The sequence below is a fragment of the Phytopseudomonas dryadis genome, assembly GCF_004327355.1.
Taxonomy (GTDB): Bacteria; Pseudomonadota; Gammaproteobacteria; order Pseudomonadales; family Pseudomonadaceae; genus Aquipseudomonas; species Aquipseudomonas dryadis.
Map to the genome: position 1 here is coordinate 19347 of NZ_QJUM01000034.1, position 23071 is coordinate 42417.

Genomic DNA, 23071 nt, shown 5'->3' on the forward strand with positions numbered 1-23071 from the left:
GTGGCATTGACCATTCTCGGCCTGTCCGGCGCCCTCAGTCACGATCCCTCCGCTGCGCTGTACATCGACGGCAAGTTGATCGCGGCTGCCGAAGAAGAGCGCTTCGTGCGCGACAAGCACGCGAAGAACCGCATGCCCTACGAATCGGCCAAGTTCTGCCTGGAGCAGGCCGGCATCAAACCGTCGGACGTCGACGTGGTGGCCATTCCCTTCGCCCCCATCAGCCTGTTCGGCAAGGCGCGCTGGCACTACGCCAAGCGCTACTGGTACGCGCCGGATCGCGCCCTCGACGCGGTCCTCATGGGCAACCGCCGCTACAAGCGCTACCGCAAGAAGATCGTCTGGTGCCTGGAGCAACTGGGCTTCGATGCGAAGAAGATCAGGATCGAGCCGGTCGAGCACCACCTGGCCCATGCCTCCAGCGCCTACCATTGCTCGGGTTTCAAGGAAAAGACCGCGATCCTCGGCATCGACGGCAAGGGCGAATACGCCACCACCTTCTTCGGCTACGGCGAAAACGGCACCATCCACAAGATCAAGGAATTCTACGACCCCGACTCCCTGGGTGGCCTGTACGGCGCGGTCACCGAGTTCCTCGGCTTCGAGATGCTCGACGGCGAGTTCAAGGTCATGGGCATGGCGCCCTACGGCGACGCCAGCAAATACGATTTCTCGCGCCTAGCCGCCTTCGAGAATGGCGAGCTGATCATCAATACCGACTACGCCAACGTCATCGGTTTGCGCCGTTACAAGGAAAAGGGCAAGGGCTTCTACTTCTCGCCCAAGCTGATCGAGTGGCTGGGGGCCAAGCGCGAAGGCGACATCGCCGACGACCCCTACATCCACTATGCCGCCAGCATGCAGGCGCTGTTCGAGAAGCTGGCCCTGGAGATGATGGACTACTACCTCGGCGACATCCTCCGCGAGACCGGCAAGATCGCCTTCGCCGGCGGCTGCGCGCTGAACGTCAAGCTCAACCAGAAGATCATCGCCCGCCCCGAGGTCAAGGAACTGTTCGTGCAGCCGGCCTCCGGCGACGCCGGCACCGCGGTCGGCGCCGCGGCCTACGTCTCGCATCAGCGCGGCGTGCCGGTGGAGAAGATGGAACACGTCTACCTCGGCCCCGCCTACAGCAACGAAGACGTGATCGCCGCCTGTGCGCGCCACCCCAATGCGCCCAGGTGGCAGAAGATCGACGACACGCCGCAGCGCATCGCCAGGATCATGGTCGACGGCAACCCGGTGGCCTGGTTCCAGGGCCGCATGGAGTTCGGTCCGCGCGCCTTGGGCGGCCGCTCCATCATCGGCTGCCCGAGCATCCCCGGCGTGGCCGACCGCATCAACGAGCAGATCAAGTTCCGCGAGCGCTGGAGACCCTTCTGCCCGTCCATGCTCGATACCGTCGCCGCGCAGATGCTCAAGGTCGACCACCCGAGCCCGTTCATGACCTTCACCTTCGAGGTCAACGACGAATGGAAGGAACGCGTCAGCGAAGTGGTGCACGAAGACGGCACTTCCCGCGCCCAGGTGCTCGAGCGCCAGTACAACCCGCGCTGGTACGACCTGATGCTGGAACTGGAAAAGCTCACCGGCAACGGCGTGTCGCTGAACACCTCGCTCAATCGCCGCGGCGAACCGATGATCTGCTCCCCGACCGATGCGCTGAACATGTTCTATGGCTCCGATCTGCAGTATCTGATCATGGAGGACATTCTGGTGATCAAGGACGGGGCCGAGCCGAATGAGCAGCCCTGAGCCCTGGGTGCTGCAGATCTGTCATGGCTATGACGGGCCCTTCCTCGATTGTGCCCGGCAGTATGCCAGCCTGTTCGCCGGCACCCGCTACAAGGTATTGACGGTCTACCTGAGCGGAGCCGCGGATGCCGAGGTCGAGGCCGGTTCCGCCTCGGACGAGGTGGTTTTCCTCGGTTACGGCTCACGCGATATGCGTGGCCTCAAGTTGCGCATCATCCGCGATATTGCCCGCCTGGCTCGCTCGCGCGATTTCAGGCTGTGCATCGCCCACCGCTTCAAACCGACTTACATCGCCTGCCTGGCGACGCGCCTGCCGGTGATCGCGGTGAATCACGCCTTTGGCGTTTACCAGCGCTTTTCACGTCGGCTGTTCGCCAATGCCTTCCGTAAGCGGCTGGTGCTTCTAGGTGTATCCAACGCCGTGCGTGACGACATCAGGTCATGCCTGCCGGCCTGGCCTGAGTCGCGAATCGAAACCCTGTACAACCGTATCGATCTCGACGCCGTACAAAGCCAGCAGGTCTCCCGCGAAGAAGCGCGTGAGCACCTCGGTTTGCCGCAGGATGCATGGGTGGTTGGCAATGTGGGGCGGCTGCATCCCGACAAGGATCAGGCGACCTTGATCCGTGGTTTTGCGTTGGCCCTGTCGAGCCTTCCTGCCAACAGCGTGCTGGTGATCGTGGGCCGCGGGCGCCTGGAGGCTGAACTGCGTGCGCTGGCCAAGGAATTGGGAGTCGAGCAGGCGGTGCTCTTCCTCGGACAGGTTGCTGACGCGAAACGCTATTTCAAGGCGTTCGATGTCTTCGCGCTGACGTCGGATCATGAACCGTTCGGCATGGTATTGCTCGAGGCGATGGCAGCCGAGATTCCAGTGATCTGTAGCGATTGCGGAGGCGGGAGAGAGGTCGTTGCCGATGCTGGCGAAGTATTTCCCTACCGCGACCAGGAGGCGCTGGCCCGCTGCCTGGTAGACCTTTCGCTGGCTGAAGCCCTCTGGCTGCAGGATCTTGCCGACAGGATGCAGGCGAATCTGGCTCGTCGGTTCACGGATTCCGCGGCCACTCTCCGTTTTGATGAGCTGATGGGCACGTTTCCAAGGTATGAGCGATGAGTGCGACAGACGTCAGTGCATGGCCGTTGGTAACCGTCATTGTTCCTTGTTACAACTATGGGGCTTATGTCAGTGAGGCTGTGGCCAGCATCCTGGCTCAGGATTATCCACGTATCGAACTGATCATCGTGGATGACGGCTCCACCGACGACAGTCCCTCGCAGATCGAGCGTGCCTTGGCCGACTGGCAGCAACGTTCGAATATTCAGCGTGTGGAGTTTGTACGGCAGGCGAACAAAGGCGTCAGTGCCGCTCTCAATAGCGGCCTGGCATTGGCGGCTGGGGAATTCGTCGCCACCTTCGATGCTGACGATGTCATGGTTCCAGGCCGGCTCTCGTTACAGATCGAGTATCTCCGGCAGCATCCCGAGGTCGGCTGCCTGGGCGGTCGGGCACTACGTATCGACCAGCTTGGCAACACGCTCCCGAAGAAACGCAAGGCTCGCGAAGTCCGTCGCTACGATTTTGCGCAAGTGTTGGCGCGCGCCTTGGTCGTCGGTGGAAACCTGGTGGCCTATCGCCGCGAGGCGATGCTCAAGGCTGGCGGCTACGATCCTGCCCTCCGCGTGCAGGACTTCCAGATGACGCTGAAAGTCGCTCACGCGGGCTATCAGGTCGTTGTCATTCCTGACGTCGTGACCTTGTACAGGAAGCATGCCGACGGCCTGTCATTGAATTACAAAGCCGAATATTGCTATGGCATGCAGTTGCTCGAACTCTACCGACAGCATCCTAGTTACGAGTCCGGAAAGGCCCGGCTACTGACCAAGATACTGGGACCTGCCGTAATATGTGATAAGCGTTTCGCCTTGGGGCTCGTGCGACAAATACCGCTAAGGCAGTGGGATCGTCAATTGCTGAAACGTGTTCGTCAGCTGTTTTTCAAATGGCCGCGTGACCGGCGGGCGCGCAGGAAATAGGTTCGGGCTCTTTCGAAAGTGGCCGATGGCGGTTCAGCGAGGTGTGGTTTGACCATTGAGAAACGTAAATACCTGATTCTGGATGGCATCGGCGGGGTACCGCTGGCAAGGGAATTGTGTGCTGCTTTCGATGAAAGCGGGGTTAAAACTGTCTATTGGAATGCGCTAGAGCAGCCGCCTCGAGCGCTTTACAAATTCAATTCGTCCATGTTCAAGGCGCGTAACAAGTTTCGAGATCGAGACGGCTACTCCCACCTGCCGCGACTGCCGATCGGCCCCCTTGAAGCGCTGTTGAGCAAGGAGGCGCCTACTCATGTGCTTGTGGTCGGCTTCCTCTACAAGCATTACGATCTGGCTCTGGTCAGTCGCCTGGTGAAGGCATCGGGTGCCCGGTTCATCTTGTATGATACGGACAGTTGCAATCTCTATTCCAAGCGTCGAGAGTTCCTGTATTTCCTCCAGGAAGAACTCCCGCGCTACGATCTGATCTTCTCCTTTTCCGAAGTGACCACGCGCTTTTTCAAAAATACGTTGGCACTCAATGCCCATCACCTGCCCTTCGGTGCCGCGACGGTCCCCGTCTTGAACGTCGAAAAAGAGCGGGAGGTTCTGTTTGTCGGGAGTGCCGACCTGAGGCGGGTATTCCTTCTCGAGAATATCCATGAACATCTCTCGATAAGGGGCAATCGGTGGCGGCGCAATTTCCCGCTTATGTCCAGCAAGCTTCGCCAGTGTGTGGACGACCGTTCGGTATGGGGCGATGAGCTGCAAACCCTGCTGCAGAGTTCGCGGATCGTGCTGAATATCACGCGGTCGGATTTCTATGGCGCCGAGACTGGCGTCAATCTGCGGATTTTCGAGGCTGTGGCTGCCGGTTGTTTCTTGCTGACGGATCACTGTGATGAAATCACCGCACTTTTCAACCCGGGAGAGGAGATCGAGGTATTTCGCTCTGGAGCCGAGTTGAAAGAGAAGGTTCGCTATTATTTGGCGCACCCCGAGGAGCGTGAGCGAATTGCACGGAATGGCCATGCGCGTTTTCTGAAAGAGCATTCCTGGAGCGGCCGGGTCGAACGTATTCTGCTCGCCGGTTGATGCACGTAGCACGGTGTGGTGCTGGCAAGACTGGCGCCGAAGTGAAGACGCGGCTTGTCTGGGGGCTCGATATACTTGTTCAGTGTCCAAGGGGCCACGTTATGAATGAATCTGCAAATTGTCTGGTCGCTGGGCCCACGATATTCGATGTTGTCATCCTGAGCTTTGCCAAGGACGAGGCGCTGCGTCAAGTCACCGATCATTGCCTGAACACGCTTGTTGCCTCCGAGGATCCTTCGCGCATCCAGTTTCGCATCGTTGTGCTCGAGTCAAACCCTAAGGCCGATCCCTACCCTCAAGCCGGTGTGGAAACGATCTTTCCTGCACCGCCCTTCAATTACCACGGTTATATGAATCGTGGCATAAAAATGGGCAATGCTCCTTTTGTCGCGATTTGCAATAATGACTTGGAGTTTCATCCGGGTTGGGCTTCTGCCTTGGTGGATGAATTTGAGAAGGATAGCGAATTGCAGAGTGCCAGCCCACTTTGCTCCCGTCATCATCCGGGTTGTGGGTTTTCCGCTAATAGCGGGAGTTACTCCGGTTATCGAGTGTTGCGTGAAGTGGCGGGATGGTGCCTGGTATTTCGGCGCGATATGTTAAAGGTCACGGGTATGCTCGACGAGCGCTTCTATTTTTGGTACGCCGATGACGACTATGCCCGTACATTGCAGCAACACGGGTTGAAGCATGCGCTGGTTACCGCTTCGATAGTGAATCACTTGGAAAGCCGAACGCTTAAGTCTCATTCGTCCGTTAGCCAAGTGCTTCTTACCCGTAAGGCGAAATATACCTTTGAGGCCAAGTGGAAAGGGCATAGTAGAACGCGCTTTTTCGGAAAGATGCTGAAGCTCTATTTGCAGTTGCCGCTATATTATCTCGGTATTAAAAAATTGTGAGGTTTTATGGGTTGGTGGGCACGCTATAGAAAGAAAAAGCAGCTCCGTGCGATTGCACGATCTCCCGAGATCGAAAAGGGCGCACGTCGATTTTCCATTAAATACCCGCATTATGAGATCGGTTTCGGTTCCTACGGGCTGCCTGAAGTCCATGACTTTCATGAGGGGGCGACACTTAAAATCGGCGCCTATACATCCATTGCTGCCAACGTGATCATTCTGTTGGGTGGACATCACCGCACGGATTGGGTAACGACTTATCCGTTCCCGGCCAAGCTCTCTGCAGCGGCAGGGATCGAAGGTTACAACGGTACGCGAGGTGACGTCGTTATCGGTAGTGATGTCTGGATCTGCACCGGCAGCATGATTCTTTCTGGTGTCTCGATAGGGCATGGGGCGGTTGTGGCGGCAGGGGCTGTGGTCACAAGAGACGTTGAACCCTATTCCATTGTGGCGGGTAATCCTGCTCGATTTTTGCGATGGAGATTCGACGACTGCCAGCGTGAAGCACTGCTGGCCTCGCAATGGTGGCAGTGGCCTGAAGAAGAGGTATGTGCCATTGCCGAACTGTTATGCTCTGGCGATATAGACGCGTTCCTACAGTATGCAAGAGAACGGCCAATATCGACTATTTATTAGCGTGTGGAATTATCAGTGCTTCATATTGAAATGTGTCTGACCCGAGAAGATAGTTTTTATCGCCATTCGGGCTGTGCTCCTGATTCCTTCTGATGAGGCTTTCCAGTTCGTCTGTGCAACTGAATTCATCAATTGGCATATCGGGGAAATTATTGGCAGCACTGCTGAAGGTGGCGCAGTAAATGTCTGCCAGCAGCGCTTCAAGCAAGCTTGTCGAATTAAACCCTACGGCAATGCTAAATTGGTTGTGAGCAAGCGTGTCGGCCAATAATCTGTTCGTGTCTAGTTCTGTCTGCTCTGGGAGTGCTTTCGTCACGGCTTCAAGATGAGTGATCAATGGGTGCATGCGCACGGTTATTCTGTGGTCCTGGGGAAGGTTTTTCAGCAGGTTGAGCAGTGCGATGCTGGCCTCTAAGTCATCTGGTCCGGGTAGCAGGCAGAGGATATGTTTGCCTGTCGGATGTGCCGCTTTTTGTGCTGCGCAGGGCTTTGCCGAGCCGCTTTTGAAATAACCCGCAATCGGCATGGAGAAGTCGCATGCCCTATTCTCGGATTCGTAGAAACTCTCTATCTGCTCCTTGCAGAACTCACTCCAAACAAGCAGTTCGTCCGCGACAACATTTTCATAGTTGATCACTGCCAGAGGCGGCGGACTTTTGAATTGGTAGTAGAACCCATGCTGCAAGGAGAAGGTCTTTATCCCTTTCTCCCTGCAGACGGCAGCAATAAAGCATTCGGGCACATTCGAGCTGTTGTAGCAGACCAAGCTTTTTATCTTGTCAGTGATTCTTTCCTTTTTGATTTTTTGAATGCTCTGTATGCTGTAGGTGAGTGCGCAGACGATATACACGGTATTGACTATGTTCTGCCTGCATTGCATGGCGATCTTAATGGCTTTCACGATGGCTGGGAGGTTCAGCTTTCGAGAACAATCTTTGTCCATGTCGGCGATGTAGGTCAGCTTGAATGCGCCTGCCTCGAGAGACGCACACATGTCTTCTGCGCTCCGCTTATGGTCTGCTCTTTTCACATTCCAAGTCAGAAGGTTTCCTTGGGCCTGGCAGAGTTCGCTGTAGTTGGGAGTTATCCATAAGAGCCTGAGTGCTTTTCGAAATTTTTTCTTCGTGCTTCGTTTGTCGTAGATGATATTTGCAATTATGGCTGCGCTCGGCTTACACAGGCACAGGAGCTGGTTTCTCTGTGTGGCCGCTAACAGGTGTTTCTTAATGTTTTTATAAGTTGCGTAAGGGTATTTTTCTTCGGGTGTCATCATCTGGCGAAGCCTATCGTGTGCTGTGATGCTTTAATTGACTGTGATAGGTGTTGTCTGAAGTTCAACGCTTGAGTTGCTCGCAGCGACGTTTTGGCCTGTGTGGTTTGCTCTGTGCGGACTTGAAAGCCTTGAGGATATTTGGGCGGGGCGGCGGGGGGTGGTATGCTAGGCATCTATTTTCTGACCATAGCCATTTATGCCACTCTCGTCTAGCGGAAAAGCCCCCTTTTCTAGTCTCAGCCTGTATCTGCGCTTGCTGAGCTATATGAAGCGTTACTGGTTCATGTTCGGCATCAGCATGATCGGCTATATCATTTTTGCCTCGACCCAACCGATGCTAGCCGGCCTGCTCAAGTATTTCGTTGACGGCTTGGCCGACCCCCGGGCCGGTGCGGTGGATCTGCCGCTGTTGGGGAGCATGCAACTGCTCTACGGTGTTCCACTGGCTCTGTTGCTGATTACCGTGTGGCAGGGCTTGGGGTCGTTTCTGGGCGGCTACTATCTGGCCAGGGTGTCCCTGGGGCTGGTTCAGGATCTGCGTATCGCGCTGTTCAATAACCTGCTGACCTTGCCCAATCGCTATTTCGACAACCATGCCACGGGCTATCTGATTTCCCGGATCACCTATAACGTCGGTTCCGTGACCGGCGCGGCCACCGATGCGCTGAAGGTGATGGTGCGTGAAGGGCTGACGGTGCTGTTCCTGTTCGGCTACCTGCTGTGGATGAACTGGAAACTGACCATGGTCATGGTCGCCATCCTGCCGCTGATCGCCTTGATGGTGAAAAGCGCGAGCAGGAAGTTCCGCAGTCAGAGCCGCAAGATCCAGAGTGCCATGGGCGAGTTGACCCATGTCTCGTCGGAGACCATCCAGAACTACCGCGTGGTGCGCAGTTTTGGTGGCGAGCGCTACGAGCGCGAGCGCTTCCACACCGCGAGTGAAGACAGCACGCGCAAGCAACTGCGCATGACCCGTACCGGCGCGATCTATACGCCGAGCCTGCAACTGGTCAACTACGCAGCCATGGCTTTCCTGATGTTTCTGGTGCTGTTCCTGCGTGGCGATGCCAGCGTGGGCGATCTGGTGGCCTATATCACCGCCGCCGGTCTGCTACCCAAGCCTATTCGCCAGCTTTCCGAGGTCAGCTCGACTATTCAGAAGGGGTTGGCAGGTGCCGAAAGCATCTTCGCGCAACTGGATGAAACTCCCGAGCCGGATCAGGGCACCATTGAAAAAGACAAGGTGCGCGGTGCCCTGGAGATTCGCCAGTTGAGCTTCGTGTACCCCGGTACCGACAAGGCCGTTCTGCAGGACATAAACTTCACCGTCGAACCTGGGCAGATGGTGGCGCTGGTTGGGCGCTCGGGTAGCGGCAAGTCGACCCTGGCCAACCTGATCCCGCGTTTCTACCAGCACGGCGAAGGGCAGATTCTGCTCGATGGCACACCTGTGGAAGCCTATCGGATAGAAAATCTGCGCAAGCATATCGCCCTGGTGACTCAGCAGGTTTCCCTATTCAACGACACGGTGCTGAACAACATCGCCTACGGCGATCTGCGTCAGTTGCCCCGCGAAGCGGTCGAGGAAGCGGCGCGTGCCGCCTATGCCAGCGAGTTCATCGAACGTTTGCCACAGGGCTTCGATACGGTGGTCGGCGAGAATGGCGTGATGCTCTCGGGTGGCCAGCGTCAGCGCCTGGCCATCGCCCGTGCGCTGCTCAAGAGTGCGCCGGTGCTGATTCTCGACGAGGCCACATCGGCACTCGATACCGAGTCCGAGCGTTATATCCAGGCTGCTTTGGACAGGGTCATGGAGGGGCGTACGACATTGGTCATCGCGCACCGGCTGTCCACCATCGAGAAGGCCGATCTGATTCTGGTCATGGATCAGGGGCGGATCGTCGAGCGCGGTACCCACGAGTCGCTGCTGGCCAGCAATGGCTACTATGCGCGCCTGCATGCCATGGGTCTGGACGATGAGCAGAAAGGTTCCCAGGAGGAACCGGATGTTCAGGCCGACGTCTGAGAGAGGAAGTGTCGACATGCTGACAGGCATGATCACCTGTCAGTTGCGATGGATTGCCAATGCCTGAAAAGCTTATCAGCGTCATTATTCCAACCTACAACTATGCGGCCGTTCTGCCCCGAGCCGTGGGCTCGGTGCTGGCTCAGCTCGCCGACGCCGATGCCGAGTTGCTGGTCATTGACGACGGTTCCACCGATGCGACGCCGGCGGTCATCGCAGAGTTGCAGCAGACCCACGGCTCCTGCTTCACGGCATTGCGCCAGGACAATGGTGGCTCGGCTGCGGCGCGCAATTGCGGTATCGCCCATGCGCGTGGACGGTTTCTGATCTTTCTCGATGCGGATGATGAAATGCTGCCTGGCACGCTGGCTGCCTTGCGCGCTCATGTTACCGAGCTGCCGCAGACGCGCATGGTGATCGGCGGCTATCGTTCGGTCGCCTTCGATGGCAAATGTACGGAGCATGCCGCCGCGTCGCTGATGCCGGCAGCGGGCGAGCGTTTGTATGCTTATCTATTCGACAAGCGCCTGTCGCTGTGCAACGGCGCCTGTGCCATGCACCGTGAGGTCTTCTCTGCCGGCCTGTACCCCGAGCACTTGCGTAATGCCGAGGATATTCCCGTGTTTGCCCAGGCATTGGCGCGTTTTCCCTGCTCGCTGCTGGAGCATCCCATGGCGATCATTCACAAGCACCCCGATAGCCTGCGACACAATCTCCAGTATGCCCGTCAAACCGGGCTGGCCCTGGTCGAGGAGGTCTTCTCGCCGCAGCGGATGCCCGGCGAGCATCAGCATCTGAAGCGCAAATTTCATGGCCAGCGGTGTCTGTCCCTGTTCCGTCTGTTCAGCGCTGCGGGAGAGAAGGAGGAGGCGTTGATCTTCTATCGCTCGGCGTTGCGCGCTGATCCGCTGGTGGTTCTTCGCTGGACCTATACCCGCAAGCTCCTGCGCTTGCTGTTGCAAGGCTCGACCAGGAGGCGCGGCCGGTGAGCCGGCGTCTCAAGGTGCTGCAGTTGCAGAACCGCTACAACGTCAATGCCTCCGATCTGGCCGAGCAGATCATCAAGGCCTTGCCCGCCGAGCGTTATGAAGTGACCACGGCGTTCCTGCGCGGTCGTCCGGGAGAGGGCGAGCCACATAGTTGCGCCGCACGCTCGGTGTATTTCGGCTTCAGCCAGGCGGCGACCAAGGGGTTACGTTTACGCGTGCTCTGGGCACTGTACAAGCATTGTCGTGAGTACCGGTACGATGCGGTCATCGTGCACCGTTTCAAACCGATCAACATGCTGATGCTACTCAATCGCTGGTTGCGAATCCGTGCCTGTATCGGCGTGCTGCATGGGTTGGGCGAATATGACCGGCGTTATCGGCGCTGGGAAATGCGTCGCTTGCTGACGTCGGCATGGCGCTTCGTCGGTGTGTCCCGCGCGGTCAGGGAGGATCTGCTGGCCTCCGACTGTGGCCTGACGCCAGCCAATACGCTGCAGATCAACAACGCCATCGACATCGACCGTGCCGAGAGCCTGCAGTTGCCGGCGGATGAGGCCCGCGCCCGTCTGGGGCTGAGCAGGGAACAGCGGGTGATCGGCAGTATCGGCCGGCTGGTACCGGTCAAGGGGCATATCTACCTGCTGCAGGCCTTCGCGCAACTACAGCACGAGTTTCCCGATGCTCGCCTGGTGATCATTGGCGATGGCCGTTGCCGGACAGAGCTCGAAGCCTGCATCGCCGAGCACATCATGACCGCTCGGGTGCTGCTGCCGGGTACGCTGGATGATGCGTTGCAATATGTGCGGGCGTTCGATGTGTTCGTCATGCCTTCGCTCAGCGAGGGGCTGCCGCTGGCTCTGTTGGAGGGCATGAGCGGCAAGTGTCCCGTGCTGGGGTCCGATATCGACAGTCTGCGGCCTATCCTGCAGGACTGCGGCGGGCGGATATTCGCCGCCGCCGATGTAGCGACTCTGGTGCAGCGACTGCGAGAGGTGTTGCAACTCTCCGACCAGGCACGGGATGCCGAGGGACTGCAGGCCTATGCCTATCTGCGACGTGCGCACGCCATCGAGGATTTCCGCCGTCGCTACCGTGATCTGCTGGACGGCCTGTTGGTCGGAGTGGCGCCGAGCTGATGCGACTGGTCGATACCGATGGTGAACCGTGGTGCCCGCTGGCGCCTGGCCAATGATTGAGAGGTTGGGTTTGATGAATGACCATGCTGTCGCCGCTCCTGGCTCGGGAGCGAAGAGCCCGTTGATCCTGCTGCCAGGGCTGCTGTGCCTGTTGCTCGGGATCGCCTTGCCGACCAGCAAGCTTTACTACCAGTTGATGATCCTGTTGCTGTGGTTGCCCAGCCTTTATCTGCTGTTCGCCAATCGCCAGGATTGGCGCAGCTGGTGCACGCCGCTGATGGGCCTGGTGACGGTGTTTTTTGCCTGGGCGCTGTTGAGCAGCCTGTGGAGCAATGGCGAAGAACCGGGGCGGGAGATCAAGCATGCGCTGATGATCTACCTGACCTTGTGGGCCGGCGTGCTGGCCGCCGGTATCGCGCAGCGGCAACTGGTGTTGCTGCTGGCTGTCTGCTGCTACTGCATGGCCGCGCTGGCGGCTGTCTGCCTCTTTACCGCCTATGTGCTTTACGAGCTGCCGTTGAGTTTTCGTCTGACCAGTTTCTGGCAATTGAGTCATCCGATCCTGGCCGCCCACGTGTTCGGTTTCTTCCTGATGGCCCTGCTGCATCTCAAGCCGGCTCGTGTAATTCACCAGGCGTTCTGGTGCCTGGGTTTGCTGTCGCTGGCCGCTTTCGTCTTCTTCACTCAGAGTCGCGGCGTGTGGTTGGCGCTAGGCGTCGGCCTGGTGTTCTCCGCCCTCTTGCGGCGTGAGTGGATCTACGTGCTGGGTGCCGTTGGCGGTATCGCGGTGTTGATCGTCATGGCGATCCTGATGCCTAATCTGGTGACCGACAGGGGGCTGTCCTACCGGCCGGAGCTCGCCCTTGAGGGGCTCTCGCTGCTGGCGCAGCACCCGTGGGGCGGGTTGGGCATGGGCAGCGTCTACAGTCTGCCTCTGCCAGTGCTCAATGCGGTCTTCGATCATCCCCATAACCTCTTCATCAGTGTGGGCCTGGACCTTGGCGGAGTGGGCCTGCTGCTCTGGCTGGGTATATGGGGCCTGGTGTTCCGGGTGGGTTGGCGCGCGCGAACCTCGCCGCTGGGTTGTGCGTTGCTCGGGGTCTGGTGCTTTGCCAGTGTCGCCTTTCTTTCGGATGGTTCAGGGATCTGGAGCAAGCCCCGCGAGATCTGGTTCCTCACCTGGATTCCGCTGACCCTGGCATTGGCCCTGACGGGCAGGCAAGGTGCGGCCACCCGGGATGGAACCACTGGATACCGGCACGTTTTTGTGGACTCGCGGCGATGATCGCCGCAGCGTCAGAGGCCACGCAAGCGCTGCGCCAGTCGGCGCCACCACGATGGCCTGAAGCCCGCAGCCTGGCTGACCAAGGCCAGGGCCTCGCCATCGCCTTGATGGCGGAGCGCCAAAGCCGTCCACAGACTCCGCGCCTTGAGCGCGCCCTTGTCCTGGTGTTGCAGCCAGGCACAGAGGTTCTGCATCAGCGGCAGGTAGCTGCTCAGTTCGGTTGCCGATAACCGTGCATGCTCATGCCAGGTGCGGTAATGGCTGCTCAGTTGCGCGCGGTCGCACTCGATACCTGCCGTGGGCAGCCACTTATGCAGCAGTTGCCCCAGGTTGTTCTCATTTTCCTGGGCCAGACGCTGGGAGGCCTGGGTGGCATGGGTTCGGTAGTCGTACAGGGGCTGCGGCAGGTTGTGCAGGCGCAGCGAGGGCCGTTGCATGAGCAGTGCCAGGAAAAAGCCGAAGTCTTCGGCGAAGCGCAGCCCCTCGTCGAAGCGGGTATCGCCGATGGCGCTGCGGCGCAGCAGCACCGCGGGGCCCGGAATGGTGCGGCCGTAGAACAGGTAGTTGGCCTTTAGGGTGAGATCCTCGGCGGGGTAGATCACGGTACGGTTGCGCCGGCCAAAGGTACGCAGCGCGCAGCCGCAGACATCCAGCTGGCGCTTCTCCATGGCCACGATCTGTTGCTCGAAGCGCATCGGCCGACTGATGTCGTCGGCGTCCATCAGGCCGATATAGTCGCCCGCACAGCGCTGCAGGCCGAGGTTGCGAGCGCGTGATACGCCGCCATTGGGCGTCTCGTGCAATTCGATGCGTCGTTGTGCCCGCGCATAACGCTCGAGGATCTCCTGCGAGCCATCCGTGGAACCGTCGTTGACGACGACGATCTGGTCGATCGGACGGCTCTGCTGCAGTAGCGATTCCAGCGCCTCGTGCAGGTAGGGCGCCGCATTGTGCACGGGCAACACCACGCTGAGCGTCGCCATCGCTTCAGGCCTGGGCGCCGGGCTGGCGGTCGAACAAGGTGGCGAGCCGTTTGCGGAAATGCGCCGCGTCGGTAGGCGACAGGTCCTGCACGTAACCGTCGATGAAGGCCTCCTGGTGGGGCTGCAGGTCGCGGATGTCCTGTGCGTAGCGGAACAGGTGCTGGAAGTTGCGCGAGCGTTTGAGGCGGCCCAGGGGGGCATTGCTGCAGGCCATGTCGGAGATGTCGATGAGGCCGAGATGGCCTGTGTCATCGATCACCACATTGCCCAGGTGCAGCGAGCGGAAATACACGCCCTTTTCATGCAATTCCGCGATCAGCACCCCCAGATGACGGCACAGGCCAGCCTGATCCGCCGCGTGCCTGGCCAGGCGCTGGCGCAGCGTGTCGCCGGGCAGCGGCCAGTAATGCACGGCGGTGCGCTCGATACTGCGGATACGGTAGGTGGCGATGATCTGCGGGCAGCGGATCTGCCGCCGACACAGTTCGACGGCATTGCTGGCGAAGCGCTTGGCATGGGAGACCAGCGCCGCCGAGGAGATCAATCGCTTGCGGCGAAATAGTTTCAGGAAGCTGCCATCGGTCAGCCTGAGCACCTTTTCGCCGTTATGGTCGGCCTCTATCACTTCAGCATTCTGGCGCAGCGCGGAAAACTGTTCGTTGGTGAGGCGCGACATGCAGGCATCTACTTCCGGTGGGGAGGGGCGTGCCCCAGTTTACCCGATGTCGACAGGCAGCGTAGCGAGCGTTATGCGCGCCAGATCGCGTTGCCGACCGGAGCCCCGTTGCCGCTATGCTAGAATTCTGCCCATTTCAGCGCTTAGCAAGTCGGAGTTCCGCATGAAATTATCCATGCCCCGTTTCGATCAGGCCCCCGTTCTCGTGGTGGGTGATGTCATGCTCGATCGTTATTGGCACGGCGGTACCTCGCGTATTTCGCCAGAAGCGCCGGTGCCGGTGGTCAGGGTCGAGCAGATCGAGGATCGCCCGGGCGGAGCGGCCAACGTCGCCCTGAATATCGCGGCGCTGGGTGCGCCGGCAGTGCTGGTCGGGGTCACCGGCGAGGACGAGGCGGCGGAAAGCCTGCGCGACAGCCTCGAGGCCATCGGCGTGAAGACCTATTTTCAGCGTATCGGCGATCAGCCGACCATCGTCAAGCTACGGGTCATGAGTCGCCACCAGCAACTGCTGCGCATGGACTTCGAAGAGCCGTTCCAGACCGATGCCGCGGCCCTGGCGCGTCAGGTCGAGCAGTTGCTGGATCAGGTCAAGGTGCTGGTGCTTTCGGATTACGGCAAGGGCGCGCTGCAGAATCATCAGGTGCTGATCCAGGCGGCCCGGGCCAAGGGCATTCCGGTGCTGGCCGATCCCAAGGGCAAGGATTTCTCGATCTACCGGGGGGCGAGCCTGATCACCCCCAACCTCAGTGAGTTCGAGGCCATCGTCGGCCGCTGCGAGGATGAGGCCGAGCTGGTCGGCCAGGGCGCTCGGTTGATGCGCGAGCTGGAACTGGGGGCCTTGCTGGTGACCCGTGGCGAGCACGGCATGACCCTGCTGCGCCCCGGTCACGCGCCGCTGCATCTGCCGGCGCGGGCCCGTGAGGTGTTCGACGTGACCGGTGCCGGCGATACGGTGATCTCGACCCTGGCCGCCTCCCTGGCGGCGGGCGAGGAATTGCCGCAGGCGGTGGCGCTGGCCAACCTGGCGGCCGGTATTGTGGTCGGCAAGCTGGGCACCGCCGCCATCAGCGCGCCGGAACTGCGCCGTGCGGTGCAGCGCGAGGAGGGTTCCGAGCGCGGCGTGCTGAGCCTGGATCAGTTGCTGCTGGCCATCGAGGATGCCCGCGCCCACGGCGAGAAGATCGTCTTTACCAACGGTTGCTTCGATATTCTCCATGCCGGGCACGTCACCTACCTGGAACAGGCGCGCGCCCAGGGCGACCGGCTGGTGCTGGCGGTCAATGACGACGCCTCGGTCAGCCGCCTCAAGGGGCCGGGGCGGCCGATCAACTCGGTGGACCGGCGCATGGCCGTGCTGGCCGGGCTTGGCGCGGTGGACTGGGTGGTGAGCTTCTCCGAGGACACCCCGGAGCGCCTGTTGAAGCAGGTGCAGCCCGATGTGCTGGTCAAGGGCGGCGACTATGGCATCGACCAGGTGGTGGGCGCGGATATCGTCCTGGCCTATGGCGGCGAGGTGCGGGTGCTCGGACTGGTGGAGAACAGCTCGACCACGGCCATCGTCGAGAAGATCCGCAGTCGCTGACGGCCTCGCTCCGAGCGGCCAGGGCGGCGGTTTGCCCGGGCCCAGTAGGAGCCGAGCCCCCGCGGCGATTGGTGGTCGCAGCGGGGATTTTGTGGGGTGGCCACCATCGTTATCGCCCCGGGGGCGGGGCTCCTACGCGCGTTACCACGTTAGTGTCGTATCACAGATCAAATGTCGTATCCGAGCGAACGGGCTGAGTGGTGCTCAAAGGCGGAAGCGGCCTTCGGCCTTCGATCAAAAACGCTTGAGGCTGGAAAGCTGGACGAAAGAGCCTTTGCTTGTCGTTCAGCCTCCAGCCTTTAGCGCTCCTATCGGTCGTCCGCTTGCGCCGACACTAGCCCGACAGGGCTGCCGTTGTCAGTGGCGTGGGCGTGGCTGGCGATGGGCTTTGCCGACGGCTGCCGCCGGCCGTGCGCTTGCCGGGCTTCGCGGTCAGCTGCTGCAGGGCCAGCCAGTCCTTCCAGCGGATGCGTTCGTCCCTGACCAGCCAGCCATCCTGCGCCGCGAAACTTTCGGCAAGCCATAGGCCGCGGGTGCTGGCGGGCTTGAGCTGACCTTTGTTCAGGGTCAGCAGCTCGGCGGTGGGGCGGCCCTGTTCCAGCGGAATCAGGTACAGATCCGGGCGGGCCCGATCGAGGCGCGCGACCAGCTTGCCGCCTTCGAGGTGTTCGTCGACATGGAACAGGCTCGGCTGCCTGGCTTCTCTGGGCAGCTCCAGGCGCAGGTCGTAGACCAGCTGCAAGGACGCCGTGGGCAGGTGGACATAGGCGCGCGGGCGCTCGAGCAGGGTCAGGTTGCCGCACTGCACCGGGCGTGCGGCGCCGGACCGCGGGCTCAGACGAAAATGCACGGCCTCGCGGTAGTGCAGCGCCCCCTTGTAGGGCGCCGGCAGCCAGGTCTCGCCGAAGCGGCCGTACAGCCAGCCCTCGGCGGTTTCCAGCAGGCATTCTTCGGCGACCTCCTGGATCGCGGTGAGCAAGGGCAGGTTCAGCTCGTGGGCCGGTACGTAGCCGGAGATCAGCTTGAGCACCACATCCCCGCGGTCGAGGCGGCGCTGGCGTACCAGCAACCAGTATTCGCGGCCTTGCCAGCTGAGGGTCAGGCGCACCGAGACGCCGAGGTTGGCCAGCTCCACGGCGAAGCGCTGGCTGTCGCCGACCTCGATGGGGGTGCGGCGTTCGAGCATCTCGCTGAAGTTCAGCGGGCGCCCCAGGCTCTGGTAGGCGAGGCCGTCGGGGGTGGCCTCGACGAACAGCGGCAGGGTCTTGAACGTGGCGGGATCTTTACGGGAGATGATGCGCGGCATGTCGGCTCCTTCTTGTATTGGCGTCGGTGCGCAAGCGCGGCAGCGAAAAATGGCCGGGGGCCGTGCTCGACGTCGCCTGCGACGGCCCGCAGGGATGGCGGGCCACAAAAAGGCCTGCTGTTGGCAGGCCGCTGTCATGTTCGTCCGCGCCTCGTCCGTTGGCCGATCACCTCGGCGGCCATGGCGACGTTATGGGCCAGGTGCAGAGGATTGATGGTGCCCACGATGGCACTCGTGACGCCAGGGTGGGCGAAGATCAGCTCGAAGCTGGCGCGTACCGGATCGACGCCGGCGCCGAGGCAGGCATGCCCGCTGGCCAGCGCCTTCTTGATCAGGATGCCCTTGGCGTGACTGGCAGCATAGTCCAATACCGTGCGTTCATGCTGCTCGCCGAGGTTATAGGTGACCATGGCGCAGTCGCCCTGTTCGAGCGCCAGCAGGCCACCTTCGACCGTCTTGCCGGAGAAGCCGAAGCCGCGGATCTTCCCGGCCTGCTTGAGTTCGGCGAGGGTCTGGTACACAGCCTCGTTGCGCAGAATGGACAGGTCGTCGCCGTCGGAGTGCACCAGCACCAGGTCGAGGTAGTCCGTTTCCAGACGTTTCAGGCTGCGCTCCACCGACAGTCGCGTGTGTTCGCTGGAGAAGTCGAAACGCGATTGCCCGGCGTCGAACTCCTCGCCCACCTTGCTGGCGATCACCCAGTCCTGGCGCTGCCCGCGCAGCAGCGGGCCGAGGCGTTGTTCGCTGGTGCCATAGGCCGGCGCCGTGTCGATCAGGTTGATGCCCAGTTCGCGGGCCAGCTCCAGCAACTGGCGGGCCTGGGCATCGTCCGGGATGGTGAAGCCATTGGGGTATTTGACGCCCTGGTCGCGGCCGAGCTTTACCGTGCCCAGGCCAAGGGGCGAGACGTTCAGGCCGGTCGAGCCGAGCGGGCGGTGCAGGGCATGCAGGTCGCGCATCAGAATGCCTCCTGCCAGGCCGGTACGGCGATGTTCGGCCGGGGCAGCGCGGGCAGTGGCGGCTGCTCGGTCGGGCGAATGCCGTCTCTGTCCAGTGCTGCCAGCACGCGATCGGCGAAGTCCGGTGCCAGGGCGAGCTTGGTCGGCCAGCCGACCAGCAGCGGGCCCTGCTCGCTGAGAAAGGCATTGTCGGGCCGGGTCAGGCCGCTTTGCGCCGGCTCGGCCCGTTCCACGCGCAGGGTGGCCCACTGCGCGGCGGACAGGTCGACCCAGGGCAGCAACTGACCGAGCTCCTTGCGCGCCTGCGCGATCTGCGTCGGCTCGTCGCGGGCCACGCCAGCGGCCTCGGCCAGGTCGCCACCGAGGTACCAGACCCATTGGCCATCCTCGGCCGGGTGGCTGGTCACGGTGATGCGCGGCTTCGGCCCGCCACCCAGGCAGTGGGCGTACAGCGGTTTCAGGCTCGGCCCCTTGACCATCACCATATGCAACGGGCGCAGTTGCTGGGCGGGTTGGCTCAGGGCGAGCGCCGCCAGCAGATCGGCATTGCCGCGCCCGGCACTGAGCACGATGCGCTGGGCGCGGATTTCCCGGCCATCGACGATCAGCCCGGCGATCTGCTCCCGTTCGCGCAGCGGCGCGATAGCGTCCGCGGCGAGCAGGCCGTCGCCGGCCAGTTCGGCCAGGCGCCCGATCAGGCTGGGGACGTCCACCACCAGTTCGGCCAGGCGGTAGACCTTGCCCTTGAACTTCGGGTGTTGCAGGGCGGCCGGCAACTGATCGCCCTTGACCTGGTCGACCCGTCCGCGCACGGCCTTGCTGGCGAAGAAGCTGGTGAGGTTGCCGGCCAGGGTGCCCGGCGACCACAGGTAATGGGCCTCGGACAACAGGCGCACGCCCGCCAGATCCAGCTCGCCCGTGCCGGCCAAAGCCTGGCGCCAGCGTCGCGGCATGTCGGCGATGGCCTCGGAAGCCCCGGTGAGGGTGCCGTGCAGGGCGTACTTGGCGCCGCCGTGAATGATCCCCTGGGACTTGACGCTTTGCCCGCCGCCGAGGGTTTCATGCTCCACCAGCAGGGTGGAAAAGCCCTGGCTGCGCAGGCGCGCATTCAGCCACAGGCCGGCGATACCGCCGCCGACGATCAGGACGTCAGTGCTCAGAGCTTGGGACATGCAGGCGCCTCACAGAAATACCGGCGCCCAGTATAACCGGGGAGGTTGTCCTTTCTCCGCACCCGGCAGAAATCGGCCCCGATTCCAGGCGCTGTAGGCTGAAGGCTGGACGAAAAGCGTTCGTCGTTCAGCGTCCAGCCTTCAGCGAGGTTTTCGGTTTTTGGTCAATGGCCCGTGACGCGGGAGAACAGCTGGATCACCACCACGCCGCTGACGATCAGGCCCATGCCCAGCACCGCGGGCAGATCCGGTTTCTGGTCGTAGACGAACATGGCCGCGATGCTCACCAGGACGATACCCAGGCCGGCCCAGATGGCGTAGGCGATACCCACCGGTATCGTGCGCACCACCAGGATCAGCATCCAGAACGCGATGCTGTAACCGACGATCACCAGTAGCAGTGGCAGGGGTTTGTTGAGGCCATCGACGGCCTTCATGGAAGTGGTGGCGACCACCTCGGCAGCAATGGCCAGGGCGAGATAGAGATAACCGTTCATCGGCAGCACTCCTAGGGTCTGTTGATGTTTCAGCGCAAGCCGCGTTGCCGCGAGAAATCTCGCCAGGCCGGGCGGCGATCCGCTAGGCGGAGGACGCAGGGAATGGTGTTCCCTTGCCAAGTCCTCCAACGACGCATGGCGAGATTTCCCGCGCAACCCGCAGGGCCGGGCCTGTTTTGCCGCGATGCGGCGTTTCTCGCCGGCTCATTTAGCCCGCTAAACTTCGCGGCTGTGTGACCCACATGGATGTGGGAAATGCCGCAAGCCCGCCGGGAGCGGGCGCGGCCCTTGCCTCGCGGCAAAACGGGCTCCGGCGCGGTCGTGCTGAAACGTCAACAGACCCTGAGACAGAGCGCCAATTCTACGGGCTCATGTTGTTAGGTAAACTCATTACCTATCTGATAGGGAGATAGGTTGTGCGCTGGAGTCTTGAGCAACTCGAGGTATTCGTGGCCGTTGCCGATGGCCACTCGTTCTCTGCCGTGGCGCGGCGCTTCGGGCGTGTGCAATCGGCGGTCAGTAGCGCCGTGGCAGCGCTGGAAGACGATCTCGGCGTGCGCCTGTTCGAGCGCAGCAGCGGTCGTCAGCCGCGCCTGACCGAAGCCGGCCAGGCATTGCTCGAAGAGGCCCGCGAGTTGCTGCGTCAGTCCGAGCGGCTGGAGGGGCGGGCTCTCGGGCTGTCGCGAGGCGAGGAGGTGTGTCTACGCCTGGCTCAGGACGAGGCGCTGCCGATGCCGCCCGTGCTGGACAGCCTGGAGGCGCTGGCCCAGGCGTTTCCACGGGTCGAGGTGCAGATGACCAGCGGTGGCCAGGGCGCGGTGGCGCGACAACTGCTCGAGCGGCGTGCCGACCTCGGCCTGCTGTTTCACCATGAGGGCATGCCCGCCGAGCTGGAGCGCCGACGTCTGGGCATGGTGGATATGGTCATGGTCTGCGGGGCCAGTCATCCGCTGGCGCAGGGACGCTCCGTCGACCGTCGCGAGCTGGCCCAGCACCGGCAACTGTTGATTACCCTGCAGGACAGCCACTACCCCGGTAACGAGCGGATCAGCCCGACGGCCTGGCGTACCGACAGTTTCTACGTGATGGCTGAGCTGCTGATGCGCAACCTGGGTTGGGCCTGCCTGCCCCGGCACGTGGCACAGTACCCGACCTATCAGGGGCATCTGATAGAGCTGAGCAGTGACTGGATCGCGCCACCGCTGCCGGTGGAGCTGGTGTTCCGTCGTGATGAGACACTGGGCCCGGCAGCGCAGTGGCTGGCACGTTATCTGGGCGAGCGCCTGCGCCTGTTGAAACCCTGATTCGCGCGCCAGTGCCCGCTTGTGCTGAAGCGCCGGGAGCCCCTAAGCTTCGCCGCCATGAACCGATATCTCTATAGCCTGCTGTTCCATCTCTGCCTGCCGTTGATCGGTCTACGCCTGATTTGGCGAGCCTGGCGCGCGCCTGCTTATGCCAAACGTGTCGGCGAGCGCTTTGCCTTCGGCCTGCTGCCGCTGCGCCCCGGTGGTATCTGGGTGCATGCCGTATCGGTCGGCGAAAGCATCGCGGCGGCGCCGCTGGTGCGTGAGCTGCTGACACGTTACCCGGATCTGCCGATCACCCTGACCTGCATGACGCCCACCGGCTCCGAGCGCATTCGCGCGCTGTTTCCCGAGGCGCAGTTCGCCGGTCGCGTTCAGCACCGTTATCTGCCCTATGACCTGCCCTGGGCGGCGGCGCGCTTTCTCGAGCGAATTCGTCCGCGGCTGGCGGTGATCATGGAGACCGAGCTGTGGCCCAACTACATCCACCAGTGCGCCCGCCGAGGTATTCCGGTCGCGCTGGCCAATGGCCGATTGTCCGAACGTTCGGCCAGGGGCTATGCGCGTGCGTCCAGGCTCACCGCGCCGATGCTCGCCGAGCTGGACCTGCTCGCGGTGCAGACCGAGGTCGAAGCGCAGCGCTTCATCGCCCTGGGGGCCAGGCGCGAAACGGTACAGGTGACCGGCTCGATCAAGTTCGACCTCGACGTGGATGCCAGCGTGCTGGCTCGCGCCGCAGCGCTACGGGAGCAGTGGCAGGCGCCGCAGCGGCCGGTGTGGATCGCCGCCAGCACCCGTGAAGGGGAAGATCAACTGGTGATCCAGGCGCACCGGCAACTGCTCGCCAGCCATCCGGATGCCCTGCTGATTCTGGTGCCGCGTCACCTCGAACGTTTCGACAGCGCCGCGGCGCAGTTGCGTGAGGCGGGCCTTGCCTGTGTGCGTCGCTCCTCGGGCGAGGCTGTCGGGCCTGAGGTGCAGGTACTGCTCGGCGACAGCATGGGCGAGCTGCTGTTTCTCTATGCCCTGGCCGATATCGCCTTCGTTGGCGGCAGCCTGGTCGCCACCGGCGGGCACAATCCTCTGGAGCCGGCCGCGCTGGGCCTGCCGGTCATCATGGGGCCGCACCGCTTCAACTTTCAGGAGATCACCGCGCAACTGATCGAGCGTGGAGCGCTGCGCGAGGTGGCGGATGCCGAGGCGCTGGCCACTGAAGTGGCGGCGCTGTGGGACGAGCCGCCACGCAGGGTGGCCATGGGGCAAGCCGGGCTGGCCGTGCTCAAGGCCAATCGGGGCGCGCTGCAGCGCTTGCTGGATGGGTTGGGGCGCTTGCTTTAGGACGCAGGCGCCGCACGAGATTCCCGGGTATCGCTGCGCTCGACCCGGGCTACTGGCTACGCGAGCCGACTCACCCTGCAAATAAGCGCACAGAAGCGCCCGATTCGTGTAGGAGCCGCGACC

The 23071-nt window shown here is 61.8% G+C and carries 20 protein-coding genes; 13 read left to right on the forward strand and 7 right to left on the reverse strand.

What is annotated here, in order from left to right; translation table 11 throughout:
* From DNK34_RS22160 to DNK34_RS22185, 6 genes are all read left to right on the forward strand, one after another.
* Entirely contained in the window at positions 1–1755 is a 1755-nt protein-coding gene (locus DNK34_RS22160) for a carbamoyltransferase family protein (RefSeq protein WP_131173379.1), read from the forward strand.
* Positions 1742–2866, forward strand: a complete 1125-nt coding sequence (locus DNK34_RS22165; protein ID WP_131173378.1) for a glycosyltransferase — start codon at positions 1742–1744, stop codon at positions 2864–2866. Before DNK34_RS22160 ends, DNK34_RS22165 begins: the two co-directional genes overlap by 14 nt.
* Positions 2863–3786, forward strand: a complete 924-nt coding sequence (locus DNK34_RS22170; RefSeq protein WP_131173377.1) for a glycosyltransferase family 2 protein — start codon at positions 2863–2865, stop codon at positions 3784–3786. The genes DNK34_RS22165 and DNK34_RS22170 overlap by 4 nt, the downstream gene beginning before the upstream one ends.
* Positions 3787–3834: 48 nt before the next feature.
* Complete coding sequence (locus DNK34_RS22175; RefSeq protein ID WP_207390821.1) at positions 3835–4881, forward strand: CgeB family protein; 1047 nt, start codon at positions 3835–3837, stop codon at positions 4879–4881.
* Positions 4882–4982: 101 nt separating this feature from the next.
* A complete protein-coding gene (locus DNK34_RS22180) occupies positions 4983–5780 on the forward strand; it encodes a glycosyltransferase family 2 protein (RefSeq protein ID WP_207390822.1) in 798 nt (265 codons plus the stop codon).
* A gap of 6 nt (positions 5781–5786) precedes the next feature.
* The gene (locus DNK34_RS22185; RefSeq protein WP_131173376.1) at positions 5787–6419 is read left to right on the forward strand and encodes a CatB-related O-acetyltransferase; all 633 of its coding nucleotides are present in this window, start codon (positions 5787–5789) and stop codon (positions 6417–6419) included.
* Here DNK34_RS22185 and DNK34_RS22190 read toward each other — a convergent pair.
* Positions 6409–7692 (reverse strand): hypothetical protein, encoded by a 1284-nt coding sequence (locus DNK34_RS22190; RefSeq protein WP_131173375.1) that lies wholly within the window; start codon positions 7690–7692, stop codon positions 6409–6411. The genes DNK34_RS22185 and DNK34_RS22190 overlap by 11 nt on opposite strands.
* 196 nt (positions 7693–7888) lie before the next feature.
* On the opposite strand from DNK34_RS22190, the gene msbA reads away from it, so the two are divergent.
* From msbA to DNK34_RS22210, 4 genes are read left to right on the forward strand one after another with little or no spacing between them, the layout of a single operon-like run.
* On the forward strand, positions 7889–9718 hold the full coding sequence (gene msbA, locus DNK34_RS22195; protein ID WP_131173374.1) for a lipid A export permease/ATP-binding protein MsbA: 1830 nt from the start codon (positions 7889–7891) through the stop codon (positions 9716–9718).
* Between the two features lie 59 nt (positions 9719–9777).
* Positions 9778–10707, forward strand: a complete 930-nt coding sequence (locus tag DNK34_RS22200; RefSeq protein ID WP_131173373.1) for a glycosyltransferase family 2 protein — start codon at positions 9778–9780, stop codon at positions 10705–10707.
* On the forward strand, positions 10704–11843 hold the full coding sequence (locus DNK34_RS22205; protein WP_131173372.1) for a glycosyltransferase: 1140 nt from the start codon (positions 10704–10706) through the stop codon (positions 11841–11843). The genes DNK34_RS22200 and DNK34_RS22205 overlap by 4 nt, the downstream gene beginning before the upstream one ends.
* Before the next feature lie 31 nt (positions 11844–11874).
* Positions 11875–13128, forward strand: coding sequence for an O-antigen ligase family protein (locus DNK34_RS22210; protein WP_131173371.1), 1254 nt, complete (start codon positions 11875–11877; stop codon positions 13126–13128).
* 11 nt (positions 13129–13139) lie between these two features.
* On the opposite strand, the gene DNK34_RS22215 is transcribed toward DNK34_RS22210, so the two are convergent.
* The gene (locus tag DNK34_RS22215) at positions 13140–14111 is read right to left on the reverse strand and encodes a glycosyltransferase family 2 protein (protein WP_165497279.1); all 972 of its coding nucleotides are present in this window, start codon (positions 14109–14111) and stop codon (positions 13140–13142) included.
* Between the two features lie 4 nt (positions 14112–14115).
* Positions 14116–14787 (reverse strand): BUD32 family EKC/KEOPS complex subunit, encoded by a 672-nt coding sequence (locus DNK34_RS22220; protein ID WP_207401571.1) that lies wholly within the window; start codon positions 14785–14787, stop codon positions 14116–14118.
* Positions 14788–14950: 163 nt separating this feature from the next.
* Here DNK34_RS22220 and hldE point away from each other — a divergent pair, with 163 nt between their 5' ends.
* Positions 14951–16372, forward strand: a complete 1422-nt coding sequence (gene hldE / locus DNK34_RS22225) for a bifunctional D-glycero-beta-D-manno-heptose-7-phosphate kinase/D-glycero-beta-D-manno-heptose 1-phosphate adenylyltransferase HldE (RefSeq protein WP_131173369.1) — start codon at positions 14951–14953, stop codon at positions 16370–16372.
* Positions 16373–16706: 334 nt separating this feature from the next.
* Here the strand turns inward: hldE and DNK34_RS22230 are convergent, their stop codons facing one another.
* From DNK34_RS22230 to DNK34_RS22245, 4 genes are all read right to left on the reverse strand, one after another.
* A complete protein-coding gene (locus tag DNK34_RS22230; protein WP_242675296.1) occupies positions 16707–17678 on the reverse strand; it encodes a metal ABC transporter ATPase in 972 nt (323 codons plus the stop codon).
* 134 nt (positions 17679–17812) lie between these two features.
* Complete coding sequence (locus DNK34_RS22235; protein ID WP_131173368.1) at positions 17813–18637, reverse strand: aldo/keto reductase; 825 nt, start codon at positions 18635–18637, stop codon at positions 17813–17815.
* The gene (locus tag DNK34_RS22240; protein ID WP_131173367.1) at positions 18637–19809 is read right to left on the reverse strand and encodes an FAD-dependent oxidoreductase; all 1173 of its coding nucleotides are present in this window, start codon (positions 19807–19809) and stop codon (positions 18637–18639) included. The genes DNK34_RS22235 and DNK34_RS22240 overlap by 1 nt, the downstream gene beginning before the upstream one ends.
* Positions 19810–19973: 164 nt before the next feature.
* A complete protein-coding gene (locus DNK34_RS22245; RefSeq protein WP_131173366.1) occupies positions 19974–20306 on the reverse strand; it encodes a DMT family transporter in 333 nt (110 codons plus the stop codon).
* Positions 20307–20722: 416 nt separating this feature from the next.
* On the opposite strand from DNK34_RS22245, the gene DNK34_RS22250 reads away from it, so the two are divergent.
* Both DNK34_RS22250 and waaA read left to right on the forward strand, forming a co-directional pair.
* Entirely contained in the window at positions 20723–21610 is an 888-nt protein-coding gene (locus tag DNK34_RS22250) for a LysR family transcriptional regulator (RefSeq protein WP_131173365.1), read from the forward strand.
* 57 nt (positions 21611–21667) lie between these two features.
* Positions 21668–22948: a lipid IV(A) 3-deoxy-D-manno-octulosonic acid transferase gene (waaA, locus tag DNK34_RS22255; protein WP_131173364.1), complete on the forward strand. Its 1281-nt coding sequence runs from the start codon at positions 21668–21670 to the stop codon at positions 22946–22948.
* The last annotated feature ends 123 nt before the right edge of the window (positions 22949–23071 follow it).